Origin of the sequence: Rothia sp. P7181, from assembly GCF_048513015.1 — a bacterium.
Lineage (GTDB): Bacteria > Actinomycetota > Actinomycetes > Actinomycetales > Micrococcaceae > Rothia.
In genome coordinates this window covers 132,364-149,184 of the sequence record NZ_JBLXXZ010000003.1, presented here as the reverse complement: position 1 = coordinate 149,184, position 16,821 = coordinate 132,364, and the positions used below count along the sequence as shown (strand labels likewise).

The window sequence follows — 16,821 nt, the reverse complement described above, 5'->3', positions numbered from 1 at the left end:
GTCAGAGAAACAAAAATCTATTTCTTCTGAAAGAGAGCAAAGAACATCGCATCTGTTCCATGCACATGAGGCCATAGTTGAGCTGTTGTTGCGTTCATATTTTTCTCATCTACAGCACAGCCAACAGCACGTTCACCCGAAAGCAAGGATTGTCCTTGATCATCGGTTAACGCAACCTCAGCTAAAGCCTGAGCCGAATCAAGAAGCTGTACATCGTGAGTTCGCAAAATATCCTGAACGATATTGCGAGTTTCTGCCATATGAGGAGAACACGTCACATACGCAATCAGCCCACCAGAGCGTGTCTGTTGCACGGCAGCATCAAAAAGTTGTTTCTGTAATGTCAAAAGTTCTGCTATATCACGGGGACTTTTACGCCAACGAGCTTCAGGGCGACGACGTAAAGCGCCAAGCCCTGAACAGGGCACGTCTACCATCACACGGTCAAAAAGCATGGTAGAACGTAGCTGTTTCGGCAAACTCGACTGTGCTTTAAGAGTCTGATCAATCGTGCGCCCATCTCCCGTCAGCACTCGATACCGTTGAGAATCAAGCGGTTTAAGAGATTTTTCAACAAGAGATGCTCGATGTGGTGCTGATTCATTAGCAATCAGGACACCACCACGTTCTTGAACCAAAGCACCCAGCAGAGCCGCTTTACCGCCCGGCCCTGCACAAAGGTCTAACCATACCTCATCTTTTCCCGATAATGGAGCCTGCGCTAAAGCACGAGCAACAAGCTGAGAACCAACGTCTTGAGCACGCACTGTACCTTGTCGAACACTCTCTAAACGCCCTAAATCGCCTTGAGAGTAAAGAGCAGAACCCTCAACAAGTTCACCTTTTTGAGCACCTTTTGCTAAGGCTTCGTCTAAAGAACCTAGCTGTGGTAAAGCAACAAGATTCACAATAGGAGCGAGATTATCAGCTTCTAGAAGTTTGGCAATCTCGTGAACGTCACGCCCATGAGCGACTAACGCTTGACGGAAAGCTCGCACAATCCACGTCGGATGCGAATAACTCACCGATAATTGATGCAGTTCGTCCTTTGCTTCTGAAACTAAAAGTTCTTCCCATTGTTCGGGGGTTCTTTCAGAGACTCGACGGAGTACCGCATTAATGAAGTGTGCAGGTCCACTACCAATTTCAGCACGGGCTAACGCCACGGTAGAGTTCAACGCCGCATGTGCTGGAACACGCATCGCTAATAGCTGGTGCACGCCCATACGCAAACACGTCAGAATCTGAGCGCCTGTTTTTTCTAAAGGGCGGTCTACACAATGAGTTAAAATTACGTCATAACGACCCTGATAACGCAACGTTCCGTAGGTGAGCTCTGTGGCAAACCCAGCATCACGTTGGTCTAGGCGATGTTTACGGATGGCTTGAGGTAGCACAAGGTTAGCGTAAGAATCTGAAAGCGCCACGGAATTAATGACCTCAAATGCTGTTTTTCGTGCGGGGTCTGAGGTGCGACGGCGAGCCCTTGGCACGCTAGCGGAGAAAGCACGTTCGTGCTGAGCACGTCGGTTACGTTCACGTCCCTGCGCGTTGCGGCGGGTTTGACCGCCCCCGCCACGTTTTAATTCAGTATTTTCTCCTTGACGGGAAGAACGAGTTGAGTATTTTTTCTGGCGGGGTTTTTCTGCGCTCATGACAGCACTACTTTCTGTTCGTTGAGAGCTTTTCCAAGTCCACGTGCCCAATCGGCAGCGTTCATCATTTTCTTTCCTGCCGGCTGCACTTGAGTCAGTTCTACACAACCATCAGAACAACTAACAACAACTTTTTTAGCAAGGACACGTACCGTCCCGTATTCGCCTGCTGGTGATTCAAGGCTAGGTCGAACCATAGCTATTTTAATACGGTTCTGTTCTAGCATGCACCAAGCTCCCGGCTCAGGGATAACACCTCGACAGCGGGAAATAATCTCTGCTGTGGTATCTGACCACGTAATTTTTCCGTCACTCACATCTAATTTTGCTGCGTGAGTGGGCCGCCCATGCTGGGGTTGAGGAGCTATTTTCTGCTCAATTTTTTCAAAGGTCTGAGAGAGTAAGGCTCCACCGCTCAACGCAAGACGATGCAGAATATCTGCTGCGGTGTCATCTCCTTGAACACGGGTAGATTCTTGCATAAACACGGGGCCTGTATCTAAGCCTGCTTCAATCAGGAAAGTACACGAGAAAATTTCATCTTCTCCCGCCATCAAGGCACGTTGAACAGGCGCAGCACCGCGCCACAAAGGAAGATTCGAAAAGTGAAGGTTAACCCACCCATGTTCGAGTGTATCTAATGCAGATTGAGGAAGTATTGTTCCATAAGCTACTACTGCGGCAACCTGAGGTTTAAGTGCTTGCACTTGTTCTTGAACCTCTAGACTCCAACGATTTGCCTTGATAATGGGAAGCCCTAGCTCTTCGGCACGGCGGGCAACAGGTGATGGAGTTAGCACACGTTTACGTCCTTGCGGAGCGTCTTCTCTGGTCAGCACTCCAACGATTTCGTGCGGTGATGTCAAAAGCCCTTCTAAGGCTGTTACCGCAGTCTCTGGTGTTCCAGCGAATAAAACTTTCATACTCATACCTTATTTTTTCAGGAAAGAACTGCCAAAGGCACTACTGCTAGATTGGGTGTTAGTGCCGAATCCGGAGGAAACTCGTGTGGCTCGTTCTCGTTGGGTGCGTTCAGTCACGTTGTCAAAGTTAGAACTACGAATTGCACGCATCACGGTTTTACGTTCTTCTCCAACGAGTCGATCGATATAAAGATGTCCGTCGAGGTGGTCTGTTTCGTGTTGCAACATTCTGGCGAACAATCCTTCGCCTTCTAAGACGATTGGGCGGTTATTGTAATCCACGCCTGTTACACGCGCCCAGTTGGTGCGTGGTGTTGGTGAAGAAAGACCAGGTACGGAGAGGCATCCTTCTGACCCTTCTTGAGGTCCTTCTCCTCGTTCGAGGATGGGGTTGATGATGTGCCCTTCTTGTCCATCGATATTTCCGTAGGTGAAGAGACGTTTGGTGTTGCCAATTTGTGGTGCGGCAAGCCCCACTCCGTTGACTTCGTACATGGTATCTAGCATCGAGTGAATTAAAGTTTTGAGGTCTTTGTCAAAAACTGTTACAGGGTCACAAACGGTACGTAGTACGGGGTCTCCAACGGTGCGGATGCTAAGAATCGGCATGTGTCTTCTTTCTAGCCTAGGTGTGTTATAGGTGTAGTGGTTGGTGTGGCAGGTGGTGGCACAACGGGCATTAGAGCTTCTGCCCCGTTTTCTGCCAGATCGCGAGTGCAGTCCCAGACGCGTTTGAGAGCGCAGAATCTATACCAGTTTTTTTCTAAGATTACCGGATTCGCTTGTTGTGGAACGACTTGTGTTTGCCCCAGGGCAACTCCCATGAGGATAGGTGCTTTTGAGTATTCCCACGGCTTCCAGAGGTTATCTGTTTCATCGCTGATGTATTCTTCAGCTTTGAGTCCTGCTACGAGTTGCATGACGACTTTAGGGTCGAGAGCTTTGACGCGTCCTTTGCGATCGGTTCCTTTAGTTTTGTAGTCGATGATACATACGTGTCCGGCGATTTCAGCGACGAGGTCGAGTGTTCCGGCGTATCCGACGCTATGGTTCCAAATAGTTACTTCAGTTGCTAGTGGGCGGGGGTTGTATATATCCCACCATTCATCGAAACGGTCTGCGTAGGCTTGTTCTCCGTTGCTCACAAGTATTTCACGGCATTCTTCGGCGCGGTGTTCTTTGCCCATTTTTGCTAGTGCAACATTTTCGGCGTAGTTGTGGACGCGGTCTCCGCGGGCGGCGGCTTCGTCTCTATATCTTTCTGAAGCTTGTGCGGCGTCGCGTATGATGGCGAATTTTAGTCCTGAGGATTGTGATACTCGATAGGAACGGCGGTCTTCTAGGGCTGCTTTTGCTGCCATGTATCCGTGCCATCCGCTCAAATCTGTAGCTTGTTGTCCGATGATAGTGGTAATGGAAGGAACTTCGAGAGTTCCGCCTTCAGTTCGTGCATACATTCTGCCGTGGTCGGTGTCAGATGCTAGTTTCGGCGATGTCACGTTATACCTTAGGTGTTCAAGTGATTTGATAGCTCATGGTGCAAGTTGCAAGACTTGAGAGGGGTATTTTCTGTAGGTTCAATTACTCAGATTACCCTGCAAAACTCTACTCTTTTGGAGTTGAAGTGGTCAAATTTTTGATGGTGAATAAAAGATAAGACCTCCAGATGTTTCTGGAGGTCTTATCTGCTTTGGAGCGGTTGACGAGACTTGAACTCGCGACATCCACCTTGGCAAGGTGGTGCTCTACCAACTGAGCTACAACCGCGCAACGAGTAAATACTATACACACAAAAAACGTATTGTGCAAACTGTTTTTTGCAACTTCTGAGTATTTCTTACAGGTAGCACAAAACCCCAGTTCCTTTAAGAACTGGGGTTATTTTGTGCGCGATACTGGGATCGAACCAGTGACCTCTTCCGTGTCAGGGAAACGCGCTACCGCTGCGCTAATCGCGCTTAAACATTATAAATAATGTCTGCGAGGTGAGGACGGGATTTGAACCCGCGTACACGGCTTTGCAGGCCGCTGCCTAACCACTCGACCACCTCACCGAGCCTTGCTAGAAGCTAGGGCGTGTGCTCTTTATAAGCATCATGCGAGCGGTTGACGAGACTTGAACTCGCGACATCCACCTTGGCAAGGTGGTGCTCTACCAACTGAGCTACAACCGCATATCAACACCTCAACAAAACATCTTGTGTTCGGCTTGACAGGTAAATACTTTACACACTTTTTTCGCTCTTGCCAAATCGCCACACAACACGCCACGTTCCCCGTGTTTTCAAGGGAAAACAGGGGTATTTAGAGTTTTTACACCACAAATACCCCCATATTTCATATCGTGCAATACATCACATTTTGGGTGTATGCGGTAGCGACCTTAACCATTTCCTTCACGAGCCAACGCCGTTAAACGTGACACCGCACGAAAATACTTCTTCTGATATCCGCCATTCATCATCTCCTCCGTAAACACCTGGTCAAAAGGAACACCCGAAGAGATAATCGGCAAATCCTTGTCATAAAGACGGTCAGCAAGAACAACAAAACGAAGAGCTACTGACTGTTCCGTAATCGTCTGAACATTCTTCCACACAATACCGCTAAGACCATCTAATAATTGACGATACCGCGAAGGATGAACCACCGATAGATGCTCAATAACCGCAGAAAAATCATCACAGGCAACTACATCGCTCCCGCTAAAACGTTGCTGAGCACAAGACTCTTCAGCACCCAACACAACAGGCTCAGGCGCCTGAGGTAAACCACGATGACGATAATCCTCACCATCTACCCGTAACACATCAAATTGTTCAGCAAGAACCTGAATCTCCCGCTTAAAATCAGCCGCAGCAAAACGCCCTTGCCCCAAAGCTCCAGGCAAAGTGTTCGATGTTGCCGCCAAACGAACACCAGCATCAGATAGTTCACGCATCAAACGAGACATCAACACCGTATCGCCCGGGTCATCAAGCTCAAATTCGTCAATACACACCAGACGATAAGAACTCAGCGCATCCACTGTAGAACGAAACCCCAAAGCCCCTACTAAGTTCGTATACTCCACAAAAGTGCCAAAAGCCTTTGGGCCTTCAACACTGTGCCACAAAGAGGCTAAAAGGTGGGTCTTACCGACACCAAAACCACCATCAAGATATATGCCAGTTTTCTTCTGTGAAGACGAGGAGGAAGACCCAAAAAGCCGCGAGAAAAATCCTCCGCTCTTTTGAGTAGGTGCTACCGTAGCACCAAAAGCACGCAAGGTCTCTACTGCCTGAGCCTGACTTGGTTGACTGGGATCTGGGCGGTACGTGTCAAAAGACACCTCACCAAAACGCTCTGAAGGGCGAAATCCTGCAAGTAGTTCTTGTGCCGAAACATTTGGGCGACGTTCTATCAGGTGCGTATATGAAGCCATGGGGTATCTTCCTTGAAAACTTGGCTTGGAAACAGCAACATCGTTGTCATGCTGTTTTAAGTTCTCAACCAGTGTAATTCCTTACCTCATTAAAAACCCAACTATGACCCGCATTACTTCATAGCGCTCTTGATAAAGCACTCTCTCATTTCTAGGGTAGATACCAAGTAAGCACCACAACACAGAAAGTCATAGTACGGAAATCATGGCAAAGAAAAAGAAAAACGTAGCAACAGCTACCGCAGCGTTACAAGCACTTAGCCAAGCTGGAATTATTTTTGAGCCACGAGAATATGAACATCGTGAGGGTGAGACCTCGTTCGGTTTAGAAGCTGCTACAGCCTTAGGTCGAAGCGAACAACAAGTTTTTAAAACCCTCATGATTGCCCACGATAACAACTATGCCGTCTGTATCGTACCCGTTGCCGGAAAACTCAATCTTAAAGCGGCAGCAGCAGCTCTCAGCTGGAAAAATGCGACTATGGCAGACCCAAAAATTGCAGAACGTCGTAGCGGATATGTTGTTGGTGGAATCTCCCCTATCGGGCAAAAAATAGCGCATCCCACATTACTCGATAGCAGTGCTGAAGATTTTGCAACAGTACTTGTCTCTGGCGGTAAACGCGGTCTAGACGTTGAGCTAAGCCCACAAGACTTATTAGCTATTACAAACGGCACCTACGCCAAAATTGCTCTCTCCTAATATCCCCGCAATGCAACAAAAAGGTGGGTGTTTGCCCTCCTAGCAAACACCCACCTTCGATAACAGCGACGCAGAGGAACAACTATCCGAGACGAATTTTTAGCCAATCAATAACAGTATTCGTCCATTTCTGAGGATCAACATTCCACTCACGCGTATGCGTTGCTCCAAAGAACGGGATAAAGTCCACTAACGGAGATTTCATGGCAATCTCTTGAGAGCTAGATGCTGGAACATATGTGTCGTCCAAAGAATGCAAAATCAGAGTTGGGACTCGAATATCACCGGGGCGGCGAGTCCACGACATCTTCGATAGCTCAATTGGGCGTTTAAGTCCGGTAAAGATATTTAGAGCAGGTTTAGAAATCATCGAGACACCTAGCTCTCCGATACGCAATGGCAGACGGTTATATTTTGTTTGGTACTCGATGAGTTGAAGCCAATCAATAGCCGGTCCGTCTAAGACAAGAGCCTTAATTGCACGACGATGGCGTGCTCTATCCATAGTCTGCAAACTAATTGCACCACCCATAGACCATCCGAAGAGGACAACGTCTTGAGCACCATGTTCTAGAGCATATTCAATGGCAGTATCAACATCTTGCCATTCGGTGAACCCTAAACCATAGCGGCCATCGTCTGAAGGCGGAGCGTCACGGTCATTACGATATGAGATATGCAAAGAGGTAAGCCCTAGACTTTGAGTTGCCTCAAGCGCGCGTAAAGTCTCTGCACGAGTTACACCCATACCATGAACCATAATAGCCCATGTCGTAGAAGGTTTAGGGGTCGACTCTTGAGGATAATCGCGATAACTTGCTTGAGGGTGAACCAACCAAGCAGGAGCTTCACCTACCGGTAAGTTGAGGGTAATTTCTTCAGCACGATACCCCGCAGTTTCTGGTGTTCGGGCAATAACGCCAGAAAGTCGCCCTCGAACAATTTTTGATAAATCACCAGATTCAACGGAGATGACACGACGAACCACTTTTTCTTCATATGGTTGGTAAGAAAGCACTTCACCAAGATGAGCAAAATGTGTACCACCGTCGAAATAGAGGCCGTATTCACCGGGTGCTCGTGTAGCTGGTGTCGCGTTAAGAGTGATAGTAGTAGGATGTTCGTCTTCTCGTCGTGGTTCTACAGGATAACCAACAGAAAAAACTTTAAGGTTCTCTTCCGGTCTGGTAGGCGGCACCACCACTTGTCGTGCAAAGTAGGTAGACAATGCAGCAGCTGACAACATACCGGTAGCGGTAATAGCAGCACCTGCTAACGCACCCGTTCGTGCTGCTTTGCGCGCAACACCACTGATAAGTAGTAGTGAGCTATCTGATATGGCTAGTTCTTGTTTTTGAGAGTCGGTCATATTTCCTCCGCTCTTAGTTGGTTTCGCTGGTTCAACTAATTACCGTGTTAATCATAAGTGACAAACCCGAACATCAATCCACTTTAGGTTATCTTTCTCACAGTGTTCTATTCTTTTTGTTCGACAAGACCAACATAAGCCACCACATTTGAGCAGGTAGAACGAGTAAAATTCAGGTGACTACCACCGTACAACAACAAATAAACAAGGACATCATGAACACTGAACACCCTGAAGTCGGAAAAATCGTCAAAGACTGGAAAACAGTACTACACCCCGAAGAGTACAGAATATTACGTCAAGGCGGAACAGAACGCCCTTTCAGCGGAGAATATTGGAATCACACAGATGAGGGCATCTATTCGTGCAAAGCATGTAAGACAGAGCTCTTTCGCAGCAATGAAAAGTTTGAGACGCACTGTGGTTGGCCCTCATTTTTCAGCCCTTTAGCAGAAGATCGAATCCGCTACATCAAAGATTATTCTCTCGGAATGGAACGCATTGAAGTACGATGCGCAGCATGCGATTCACACCTTGGACACGTCTTTGAAGGTGAGGGATACAACACTCCAACAGACCAACGATACTGCATTAACTCCCTCTGTTTATCGTTTGCACCCACAACAACAGATTAGAATAGACAATAATCTATAAACGACACCCCGCACCTGAGCGAACATACACAAGGTAGTGATTTTTTGTTAGATGAGTTTTGCACACACACCACAGCAAATAGCTGTGCAGAAAGTTCATCCCCCTCATCAACGACACCTACCTTATTAGAAGCCCCAGTAAGCGGCGTTCCTCCTGTAATCACCACACAACTTGCGTTACAACGCGCCATCGAACGACTCGACGCACTCACAGGACCCGTCGCTATCGACACTGAACGAGCTTCAGGTATTCGATACGGTCAACGTGCATACCTCATACAGCTCAAACGTGCAGGAACAGCACCGGTTCTTATCGACCCCATAGCCCCCATAGATTTAGAACCTCTCTATCAATTCCTTGCACCGCAAGAATGGGTACTTCATGCCGCCACTCAAGACCTCCCTTGCCTTAGAGAACTAGAGCTAATCCCCCAACGTATTTTTGATACTGAACTCGCTTCACGCCTAGCTGGATACCAAAAAGTCGGTTTAGCATCTATGGTTGAACAACTTTTAGGCTATACCCTCAAAAAAGAGTACTCCTCAGTAAATTGGTCTTCTCGCCCATTACCTAAGGAATGGTTAGTCTACGCCGCCTTAGATGTTGAAATTTTGGTCGATTTACGAGATGCTCTCGAAGAGGTACTCATCTCTCAAGGGAAACTTCAATATGCTCTCGAAGAATTCGACTATATTGTCCGTACTAACCACCCTCAAAAACCACGTGACCCGTGGCGTAAAACGAAGGGTATTCACGAGCTTTCAACCAAAAGCCAACTAACAGTTCTACGTAACCTCTGGTACGAACGAGAGCACCTTGCAAAGTGTAAAGACATCGCACCTAAGCGTCTTCTTCCTGATGCTTCACTAGTTCAGGCAGCGCGACAGATGCCTAGAACCGTCCCCCAATTACTCAAAATTGCAGGATTCCAAACACGAGCGTTAGCACGTGAAGCACCACGCTGGATACGCGCTATCGCTCGAACACATCAAGAAAAAGACTATGTTCCTTTCACCATTCCCTCGCAAGGTCCACCCCCACTAAAGTCATGGGAATGTCGTCGCCCGCTGTCTTTAGAGCTCATTCAAGAAGCGAAAACTGCTATTAACCAGCTCTCTGAAGATGTAAATATTCCGCACAATAATATTTTGGCTCCCAATACACTACGTAAAATTTGTTGGGATATGCCGCGTGAGATTTCAGCAGAATCTCTCAAAGACGGACTCATCGCACTTGATGCCCGCCCGTGGCAGGTTCAGCTCACTATGCCAGTCTTACTACCGTTATTTGAAAAGTTTCACACACCATAAAACCCGTTATTCACACTATTTTAGGAAGAAATCATGTCAGGTGTACCCCACAAAGGGATGAACCGCCGTACCGTACTCGGCGGTCTGAGCGTCGGCAGTGCAGGTTTAGCATTGAGCGGATGCTCTCAAGAAGATGCACAACCTCAGGTGGCAGAAGGCCCTCAAAAACCAACCGATATGGCTGCAGTATCTGATGTTCCTCTCGGCGGTGCATATAAAGCAACAGCCGAGGGTATAACAGTGATGCTCACCCAACCGAAAGAAGGTGTTTTTAAGGCGTTTAGTTCAGCGTGCACCCACCAAGGTTGCCAGCTGAACGTCCAAACAACCATTATTGCCTGCCCCTGCCATGCGTCACATTTTTCCATTAAAGATGGCTCTGTCACTGGTGGTCCAGCCCCTACACCTCTTCCTGAATATAAGACAGAGGTCAAGGACGGAAGAATCTTCGTCAGTTAATAAATTATTATTACCTCTAGCCAGAGACACTTTCTAATGATATATTCGGTTCTGTGAGTGACGTATTTCATCTCACACCTGTTCTCATTGCCGACAACATATTATTTTCGGAAAGGTCACCCTCATGGAGATTTTCAACCAGATTATTCAGGTAGCTACCCTTATCCTCAAATTCATTGGCGACATCGTCAACATCTTCGGATAATTTCTCGTAGCGTTTAACGTTCTTGGGGTGTTGGGGTACCAAAAAATTTTTTTGGTACCCCAACACCCCAAGAGCTTTTAACACCGTATCTTCATTTTATTTCTTTGCGTGGTTAGGTTTCTCACCCTTAGTTCGAGCATAAGGAACCATCTGCCCAGCAAGCTGAGCTAAAGTATCGGCAGTAATTTTCTCAACGGTTAAACCGACGTCTTCAAAAATTTCTCCACGCGAAGCATGAGCAATAAACTCAACCGGCAAACCAACCTCATTGAGGGCAGTATCCACTCCATGCGAGCGCATCACCTGGCGGATTCTTGCGCCCACACCACCAGCTCGAACACCGTCTTCAAGCACTACCACAATGCGGTGTTCCCGAGCCGCTTCTACAACAGAATCAGCAACAGGCATGACCCATCGAGGATCGATTACGGTGCTTGTCACCTGCGCTTGAGCCAATGCTTCAGATACTTCCAAAGCTAATGGAGCTAACGCACCTACTGAAACAATCAGTACGTCGCGTTGTCCAGTTCTCTCATCACGGTCACCGTTACGTGCCAGCACGTCTACACCGTCTTCACAACGTTCGATCGCAGCAATGGGCTCTCCCACATTACCTTTAGGGTAGCGAATCACTGTCGGTGCATTATTAATATTGACAGCTTCACGTAGTTCTTCTCGTAAAGTAAGTTCATCTCGAGGAGCAGCCAAATACAAACCAGGAATAAACTGTAATAATGCTAAATCCCACATGCCGTGATGGCTTGGACCGTCAGGACCGGTAATCCCAGAGCGGTCGAGCACAATGGTTACGCCCGCTTTATGCAAAGCAACGTCCATGAGAAGCTGGTCGAAACCGCGGTTCAGGAATGTCGCATAAAGTGCAATCACCGGGTGTAAACCGCCATAGGCTAGCCCCGCACTCATTGCAACAGCGTGTTGCTCAGCAATACCAACGTCAATTACACGCTCAGGGTGTGCTTGTGCCATCGGTTTGAGTCCGACAGGAATGAGCATCGCTCCCGTAATGCCTACGATGTCTTCACGTTCGTCTGCAATATCTTTAATTTCTTGAGCGAAAACGCTGGTCCAAGACTGACCGCCAGAAGAAGATAACGGCATACCAGTGTTCGGGTCAATTTTTCCAACAGCATGGAATTGGTCATCTTCATGGGCACGAGCAGGAGCGTAACCGTGACCTTTTTCGGTAATCGCGTGGACGATGACCGGACCAGCAAAGTTTTTAGCAGATTTGAGTGCTTGTTCAACAGCTTCTTGGTCGTGTCCGTCAATGGGACCAACGTATTTCATGCCGAGGTCTTCAAAGAGTCCGTTAGGAACAACGATGTCTTTTAGTCCGGCTTTCATTCCGTGTAAACCACGGTAGAGCATCTGACCTAGAGGGCCTGTAGATTGCAGCCCGCGACGCATTTTATCGAGAGTACGGTCATAGCGGCGATCTAGTCGAACAGAATCTAGATGTTTTTGAAATTCTTGCTGTAGCTCTGCCATATGGTTAGCGAAGCCACCAACAGTAGGCGCGTAAGAACGTCCGTTGTCGTTGACAATGATGACTACACGGCGGTTTTTATCGGCCGCAATATTATTCACGGCTTCCCACGCCATACCACCGGTGAGAGCACCATCGCCAATAAGAGCTACTGTATAGTGTTCTGATTTTCCTTGGAGTGCGTGAGCCCGAGAAATACCGTCTGCCCAGCTCAAAGAAGATGAGGCATGAGAAGACTCAACAATATCGTGAATAGATTCGGAACGGTCGGGGTATCCGGCTAAACCGCCTTTTTGGCGTAAAGTCTGAAAGTCTTGACGTCCTGTAACGAGCTTATGAACATAAGATTGGTGCCCTGTATCAAAAATAATGGAGTCTTCAGGAGAGTTGAAGACCCGATGAATGCCAAGTGTCAATTCGACGACACCAAGATTAGGTCCAAGATGTCCACCAGTTTGGGCAACGTGTTTAATTAAGAATTCACGAATTTCTTGAGCCAGTGTATTCATCTGATCCTGTGATAGGCTCCGCAAATCTTCAGGGGAAGAGATATTCTCTAGTAGTCCCATCTTGCTCTCCTTTAAACACCGATAGGTCGTATCTGCACTAGTTCACAGTGCCTTAGACGAGGCCCGAAATAGAAACAATAATTATACAAGGATACCCGTTGTGGTAAGGCTACATCGATTTATGAACACTAAAGCCACCAAATAGTTCGTTATTTGCTTACCATGCTCAAGCACCGTTCTTCTATGCTCGGTCTACTAAGCGAACTGGCCGTTGCCGAAATACCGTAAAACGCACAGGAGCAGGCACAGCCTCTTGCGATGACGGTTCAGCAGGTGGAGAGTTTTCAAAACGTTTCTGCATTACGTCAATTGCTTGTTTATTCTGGTCGATGAGAACAAAACGACGGTTCAGTTCCCATGCGGCGGCACCAGTCGTTCCGCTTCCCCCAAAGAAGTCAAGAACCCAGTCGTGCTCCGCGCTACTGGCTTGAATAATCCGACGTAGAACGCCTAAAGGTTTTTGAGTGGGGTAACCGGTTTTTTCTCTCCCTGAGGGAGAAACAATCGTATGCCACCACACGTCAGTAGGTAATTTACCTTTGGCAACTTTTTCGGGAGTGACCAGCCCTGGGGCCATGTAGGGTTCACGGTCAACTTCTTGGTTATTAAAATAATATTTTTTAGGGTCTTTGACGTACACCAAAATATTGTCATGTTTTGTGGGCCAACGTCGTTTAGTCCGAGCACCGTAGTCATAAGCCCAAATAATCTCGTTCAAAAAACATTCTCTGCCAAATAGTCCGTCTAAAAGAACTTTTGCATAGTGAACTTCTCGATAATCAAGGTGCAGGTAAAGAGTTCCCTCTGGTTTAAGTAGACGCCAAGCTTCTTGCAGACGAGGCTCAAGAAAAGACCAAAAGTCTGCAAAAGAGTCATCGTAACTGGCGATATCTCCTTTAATGGTTTGATACCGTTGCCCCTGATACCCCACTCTATTGCCGCCCTCAGAACGCACAGTTTTCAGGCTCTGACGCTTCTGAACTTTTCCAGTGTTAAAGGGAGGGTCGATGTAGATGAGCTGAAACGACTCATCTGGCAGATGTTCAATGACTTTAAGGTTATCCCCGTGTATCACCAGATTCGGTGAGTCCGCGCTCCAGATGGGTTGTTTTAGCATAAAAACTATCTTAACAGGTTTTGAGCAGGACGTTTTCTTTCCTCTCAAATGCTCATCTAAAAAATATATAATTTGGAATAAAAATCGCCAGCTCACGGTTTAGCACCATCTCATACCGAGAGATACAGAAACCATGAGCTGGCGATTTCTCTTATAGAAACGCAACACTCAAGAATGCGATAAAAGAATCAGGTTCTTTAGCTTTCTCTCACAAGGTTACGTAGCACATATTGCAAAATACCACCGTGGCGGTAATAGTCTGCTTCACCGGGGGTATCAATACGCAAAACAGCGTCGAAGACGGTATCGGTACCGTCTTCAGCAGTAGCCGTAACAGTCAGAGTTCGTGGAGTTACTCCGTCATTGAGTGCTTCAACACCAGAAATTGTGAAAGTTTCTGTTCCGTCCAAGCCCAGTGACTCATGTGATTCTCCGTCAGGGAATTGCAACGGAAGAACGCCCATACCAATAAGGTTTGAACGGTGAATACGCTCGAAGGATTCAGCAATCACAGCTTTAACTCCTAGAAGAGTTGTACCTTTAGCCGCCCAGTCACGAGAAGAACCGGTACCGTATTCTTTACCGCCTAAGACAACCAATGGAATACCTGCTTGCTGGTAGTTCTGTGCAGCATCATAAACGGTACTTTGCACACCATCACGAGTGAAGTCTCGGGTGAATCCACCTTCAACGCCGTCCAGTAGCTGATTCTTGATACGAATATTAGCGAAGGTTCCTCGAATCATTACCTCATGGTTACCGCGACGAGAACCATAAGAGTTGAAGTCTTTACGTTCTACTCCATTTTTGATGAGGTATTGCCCGGCAGGAGTATCAGCGGCGAAAGAACCAGCAGGAGAAATATGGTCAGTGGTGACGGAGTCCCCCAATTTGAGGAGCACGCGAGCACCAATAATATCTTGAGCCGGTTCGATGTCCATGCTCATACCCTCAAAATATGGGGGTTTGCGCACATAGGTGGAGTCTTCGTCCCAGTCGAAGGTGTTTCCGGTGGGTGTTTCAAGAGATTGCCAGCGTTCGTCGCCGTCAAAGATGGTTCCGTATTCTTTGGTGTACATCTCGGTATCGACTGCTTCTGCAATGATTTTTTCGACTTCGGCAGGGTGTGGCCAGATGTCTTTGAGGTAGACGGGATTTCCGTCGTGGTCTTGGCCGAGTGGGTCGTTCTCGAAGTCGAATTCCATGCTTCCTGCCAGCGCGTAGGCAATAACCAGCGGCGGTGAAGCGAGGTAATTCATTTTCACATCTGGAGAGATACGGCCTTCAAAGTTTCGGTTGCCGGAGAGTACGGCGGTGACAGAGAGGTCGTTCTCTTGGATGGCTTCGGAGATTTCTGGTTCGAGTGGACCGGAGTTTCCGATACAGGTGGCGCAGCCGTAACCGACAACATAGAAGCCTAGTGCTTCTAAGTCCGGTAGTAGTCCAGCTTTTTCGTAGTAGTCGGTCACAACTTTAGAGCCTGGGGCGATAGAGGTTTTGACCCAAGGTTTGGCGGTGAGGCCTTTTGCTGCCGCGTTACGTGCAAGGACACCGGCTGCCATCATCACTGAGGGGTTAGATGTATTAGTGCAAGAGGTGATGGAGGCTATGCAGACGGCACCGTTTTTAAGGGTGAAGTGACGCCCGTCAGCCATGGACACTTCAACTTCTTGGTGTTCTTTGCCAGGTTGGGTGTAGTTGTGGATGTCTTTGCTGAATTGTTCGCGTGCGGAAGAGAGTTCGATACGGTCTTGTGGACGTTTGGGGCCGGCAATAGAGGGTACGACCGTAGAAAGATCGAGTTCGAGGTACTCGGAGTATTGAACTTCTTGACGTGGGTCGTGCCAGAGTCCTTGTTCTTTGGTGTAGGCTTCGACCAATGCGATGTGTTCTTCAGTGCGTCCGGTTAGACGTAGGTAGTCTAGTGTTACCTCGTCGATGGGGAACATTGCTGCGGTGGAGCCAAATTCTGGGCTCATGTTTCCGATAGTTGCACGGTTAGCTAGTGGAACTTGGCTGACGCCTTCACCGTAGAATTCTACGAATTTTCCGACGACGCCGTGTTCTCTAAGCATTTGTGTGATGGTGAGTACCACGTCTGTTGCGGTTGCGCCGGAGGGGATGGAGCCGGTGAGTTTGAATCCGACGACGCGTGGAATCAGCATGGATACGGGCTGTCCGAGCATGGCGGCTTCTGCTTCGATACCGCCGACGCCCCATCCGAGCACGCCAAGACCGTTGACCATGGTGGTGTGCGAGTCGGTTCCGACGAGGGTGTCGGGGTATGCGCGTAGGGTGCCGTTGACTTCTCGTGCCATGACGGTACGTGCCAGATATTCAATGTTGACTTGGTGGACGATGCCCATTCCTGGTGGGACAACTTTGAAGTCGTCAAAGGCGCCTTGTCCCCAGCGGAGGAATTTGTAGCGTTCGCTGTTGCGCTGGTATTCGATGTCCATGTTGCGGGTGATAGCTTCGGATGTTCCGAAGTTGTCAATTTGTACGGAGTGGTCGATTACCAGTTCTGCTGGTGCTAGTGGGTTGATTTTGCTGGGGTCGCCGCCGAGGTCTTTAACGGCTTCTCGCATGGTGGCAAGGTCTACAACGCAGGGAACACCGGTGAAGTCTTGCATGATGACTCGTGCAGGAGTGAATTGGATTTCGGTGTTAGGTTCTGCGTTGGGGTTCCATTGGGCGAGAGCTTGGATGTGCTCTGCTGTGATGTTTGCACCGTCTTCGGTGCGCAGGAGGTTTTCGAGTAAAACTTTCAGTGAGTATGGAAGTTTTTCTGCACCTTTGACGGCGTTGAGCCGATAGATTTCGTAGGTTGTTCCTTTGACTTCTAGTGCGCCTTTGGAACTAAAGCTATCCACAGTGCTCATGTGGGACTCCTCTCGACACTGTTATGGAAAGTTTGTGTGGTGTG

13 protein-coding genes and 4 tRNA genes are annotated in these 16,821 nt (G+C 48.0%); 4 read left to right on the top strand and 13 right to left on the bottom strand.

The genetic code is table 11. From position 1 onward, the window contains the following. Nucleotides 1-17: 17 nt before the first annotated feature. The 9 genes from ACN08Z_RS02760 to zapE form a co-directional block, all read right to left on the bottom strand. Nucleotides 18-1,655, bottom strand: a complete 1,638-nt coding sequence (locus tag ACN08Z_RS02760; protein WP_419103074.1) for an RsmB/NOP family class I SAM-dependent RNA methyltransferase — start codon at nt 1,653-1,655, stop codon at nt 18-20. After that, complete coding sequence (fmt, locus tag ACN08Z_RS02755) at nt 1,652-2,578, bottom strand: methionyl-tRNA formyltransferase (protein WP_419103073.1); 927 nt, start codon at nt 2,576-2,578, stop codon at nt 1,652-1,654. Before fmt ends, ACN08Z_RS02760 begins: the two co-directional genes overlap by 4 nt. Before the next feature lie 9 nt (nt 2,579-2,587). After that, nucleotides 2,588-3,187 (bottom strand): peptide deformylase, encoded by a 600-nt coding sequence (gene def / locus ACN08Z_RS02750; protein ID WP_419103072.1) that lies wholly within the window; start codon nt 3,185-3,187, stop codon nt 2,588-2,590. 11 nt (nt 3,188-3,198) lie between these two features. Continuing rightward, entirely contained in the window at nt 3,199-4,077 is an 879-nt protein-coding gene (locus ACN08Z_RS02745) for a cytochrome (RefSeq protein WP_419103071.1), read from the bottom strand. Nucleotides 4,078-4,269: 192 nt separating this feature from the next. Beyond that, nucleotides 4,270-4,345: transfer RNA gene (locus ACN08Z_RS02740), tRNA-Gly, on the bottom strand. 119 nt (nt 4,346-4,464) lie between these two features. Next, a tRNA-Val gene (locus tag ACN08Z_RS02735) sits at nt 4,465-4,536 on the bottom strand. Between the two features lie 25 nt (nt 4,537-4,561). Further along, nucleotides 4,562-4,632 (bottom strand) — tRNA-Cys (locus tag ACN08Z_RS02730). Nucleotides 4,633-4,679: 47 nt separating this feature from the next. After that, nucleotides 4,680-4,752: transfer RNA gene (locus tag ACN08Z_RS02725), tRNA-Gly, on the bottom strand. A gap of 209 nt (nt 4,753-4,961) precedes the next feature. Then, a complete protein-coding gene (gene zapE / locus ACN08Z_RS02720; protein WP_419103070.1) occupies nt 4,962-6,002 on the bottom strand; it encodes a cell division protein ZapE in 1,041 nt (346 codons plus the stop codon). Between the two features lie 205 nt (nt 6,003-6,207). Here zapE and ybaK point away from each other — a divergent pair, with 205 nt between their 5' ends. Next, nucleotides 6,208-6,705, top strand: coding sequence for a Cys-tRNA(Pro) deacylase (gene ybaK, locus ACN08Z_RS02715; RefSeq protein WP_419103069.1), 498 nt, complete (start codon nt 6,208-6,210; stop codon nt 6,703-6,705). A gap of 82 nt (nt 6,706-6,787) precedes the next feature. Here the strand turns inward: ybaK and ACN08Z_RS02710 are convergent, their stop codons facing one another. Further along, complete coding sequence (locus ACN08Z_RS02710; RefSeq protein ID WP_419103068.1) at nt 6,788-8,074, bottom strand: alpha/beta hydrolase family protein; 1,287 nt, start codon at nt 8,072-8,074, stop codon at nt 6,788-6,790. A gap of 215 nt (nt 8,075-8,289) precedes the next feature. On the opposite strand from ACN08Z_RS02710, the gene msrB reads away from it, so the two are divergent. The 3 genes from msrB to ACN08Z_RS02695 all read left to right on the top strand — a co-directional run bounded on the left by msrB (nt 8,290) and on the right by ACN08Z_RS02695 (nt 10,497). Then, nucleotides 8,290-8,709, top strand: coding sequence for a peptide-methionine (R)-S-oxide reductase MsrB (gene msrB, locus ACN08Z_RS02705; RefSeq protein ID WP_419103067.1), 420 nt, complete (start codon nt 8,290-8,292; stop codon nt 8,707-8,709). A gap of 63 nt (nt 8,710-8,772) precedes the next feature. Beyond that, the gene (locus tag ACN08Z_RS02700; protein ID WP_419103066.1) at nt 8,773-10,038 is read left to right on the top strand and encodes an HRDC domain-containing protein; all 1,266 of its coding nucleotides are present in this window, start codon (nt 8,773-8,775) and stop codon (nt 10,036-10,038) included. 33 nt (nt 10,039-10,071) lie between these two features. Continuing rightward, a complete protein-coding gene (locus ACN08Z_RS02695) occupies nt 10,072-10,497 on the top strand; it encodes a Rieske (2Fe-2S) protein (protein WP_419103065.1) in 426 nt (141 codons plus the stop codon). A gap of 301 nt (nt 10,498-10,798) precedes the next feature. On the opposite strand, the gene dxs is transcribed toward ACN08Z_RS02695, so the two are convergent. The 3 genes from dxs to acnA form a co-directional block, all read right to left on the bottom strand. After that, nucleotides 10,799-12,778 (bottom strand): 1-deoxy-D-xylulose-5-phosphate synthase, encoded by a 1,980-nt coding sequence (gene dxs / locus ACN08Z_RS02690; protein WP_419103064.1) that lies wholly within the window; start codon nt 12,776-12,778, stop codon nt 10,799-10,801. A gap of 181 nt (nt 12,779-12,959) precedes the next feature. Further along, nucleotides 12,960-13,895 (bottom strand): DNA-methyltransferase, encoded by a 936-nt coding sequence (locus ACN08Z_RS02685; protein ID WP_419103063.1) that lies wholly within the window; start codon nt 13,893-13,895, stop codon nt 12,960-12,962. Between the two features lie 197 nt (nt 13,896-14,092). After that, nucleotides 14,093-16,777, bottom strand: coding sequence for an aconitate hydratase AcnA (gene acnA, locus ACN08Z_RS02680; RefSeq protein WP_419103062.1), 2,685 nt, complete (start codon nt 16,775-16,777; stop codon nt 14,093-14,095). Nucleotides 16,778-16,821: the final 44 nt, after the last annotated feature.

Bases quoted from the DNA above. Each gene is read 5' to 3' on its own strand.
- ACN08Z_RS02760 (WP_419103074.1), bottom strand. From the start codon at position 1,655: ATGAGCGCAGAAAAACCCCGCCAGAAAAAATACTCAACTCGTTCTTCC.
- fmt (WP_419103073.1), bottom strand. From the start codon at position 2,578: ATGAAAGTTTTATTCGCTGGAACACCAGAGACTGCGGTAACAGCCTTA.
- def (WP_419103072.1), bottom strand. From the start codon at position 3,187: ATGCCGATTCTTAGCATCCGCACCGTTGGAGACCCCGTACTACGTACC.
- zapE (WP_419103070.1), bottom strand. From the start codon at position 6,002: ATGGCTTCATATACGCACCTGATAGAACGTCGCCCAAATGTTTCGGCA.
- ybaK (WP_419103069.1), top strand. From the start codon at position 6,208: ATGGCAAAGAAAAAGAAAAACGTAGCAACAGCTACCGCAGCGTTACAA.
- ACN08Z_RS02710 (WP_419103068.1), bottom strand. From the start codon at position 8,074: ATGACCGACTCTCAAAAACAAGAACTAGCCATATCAGATAGCTCACTA.
- msrB (WP_419103067.1), top strand. From the start codon at position 8,290: ATGAACACTGAACACCCTGAAGTCGGAAAAATCGTCAAAGACTGGAAA.
- ACN08Z_RS02695 (WP_419103065.1), top strand. From the start codon at position 10,072: ATGTCAGGTGTACCCCACAAAGGGATGAACCGCCGTACCGTACTCGGC.
- dxs (WP_419103064.1), bottom strand. From the start codon at position 12,778: ATGGGACTACTAGAGAATATCTCTTCCCCTGAAGATTTGCGGAGCCTA.
- ACN08Z_RS02685 (WP_419103063.1), bottom strand. From the start codon at position 13,895: ATGCTAAAACAACCCATCTGGAGCGCGGACTCACCGAATCTGGTGATA.
- acnA (WP_419103062.1), bottom strand. From the start codon at position 16,777: ATGAGCACTGTGGATAGCTTTAGTTCCAAAGGCGCACTAGAAGTCAAA.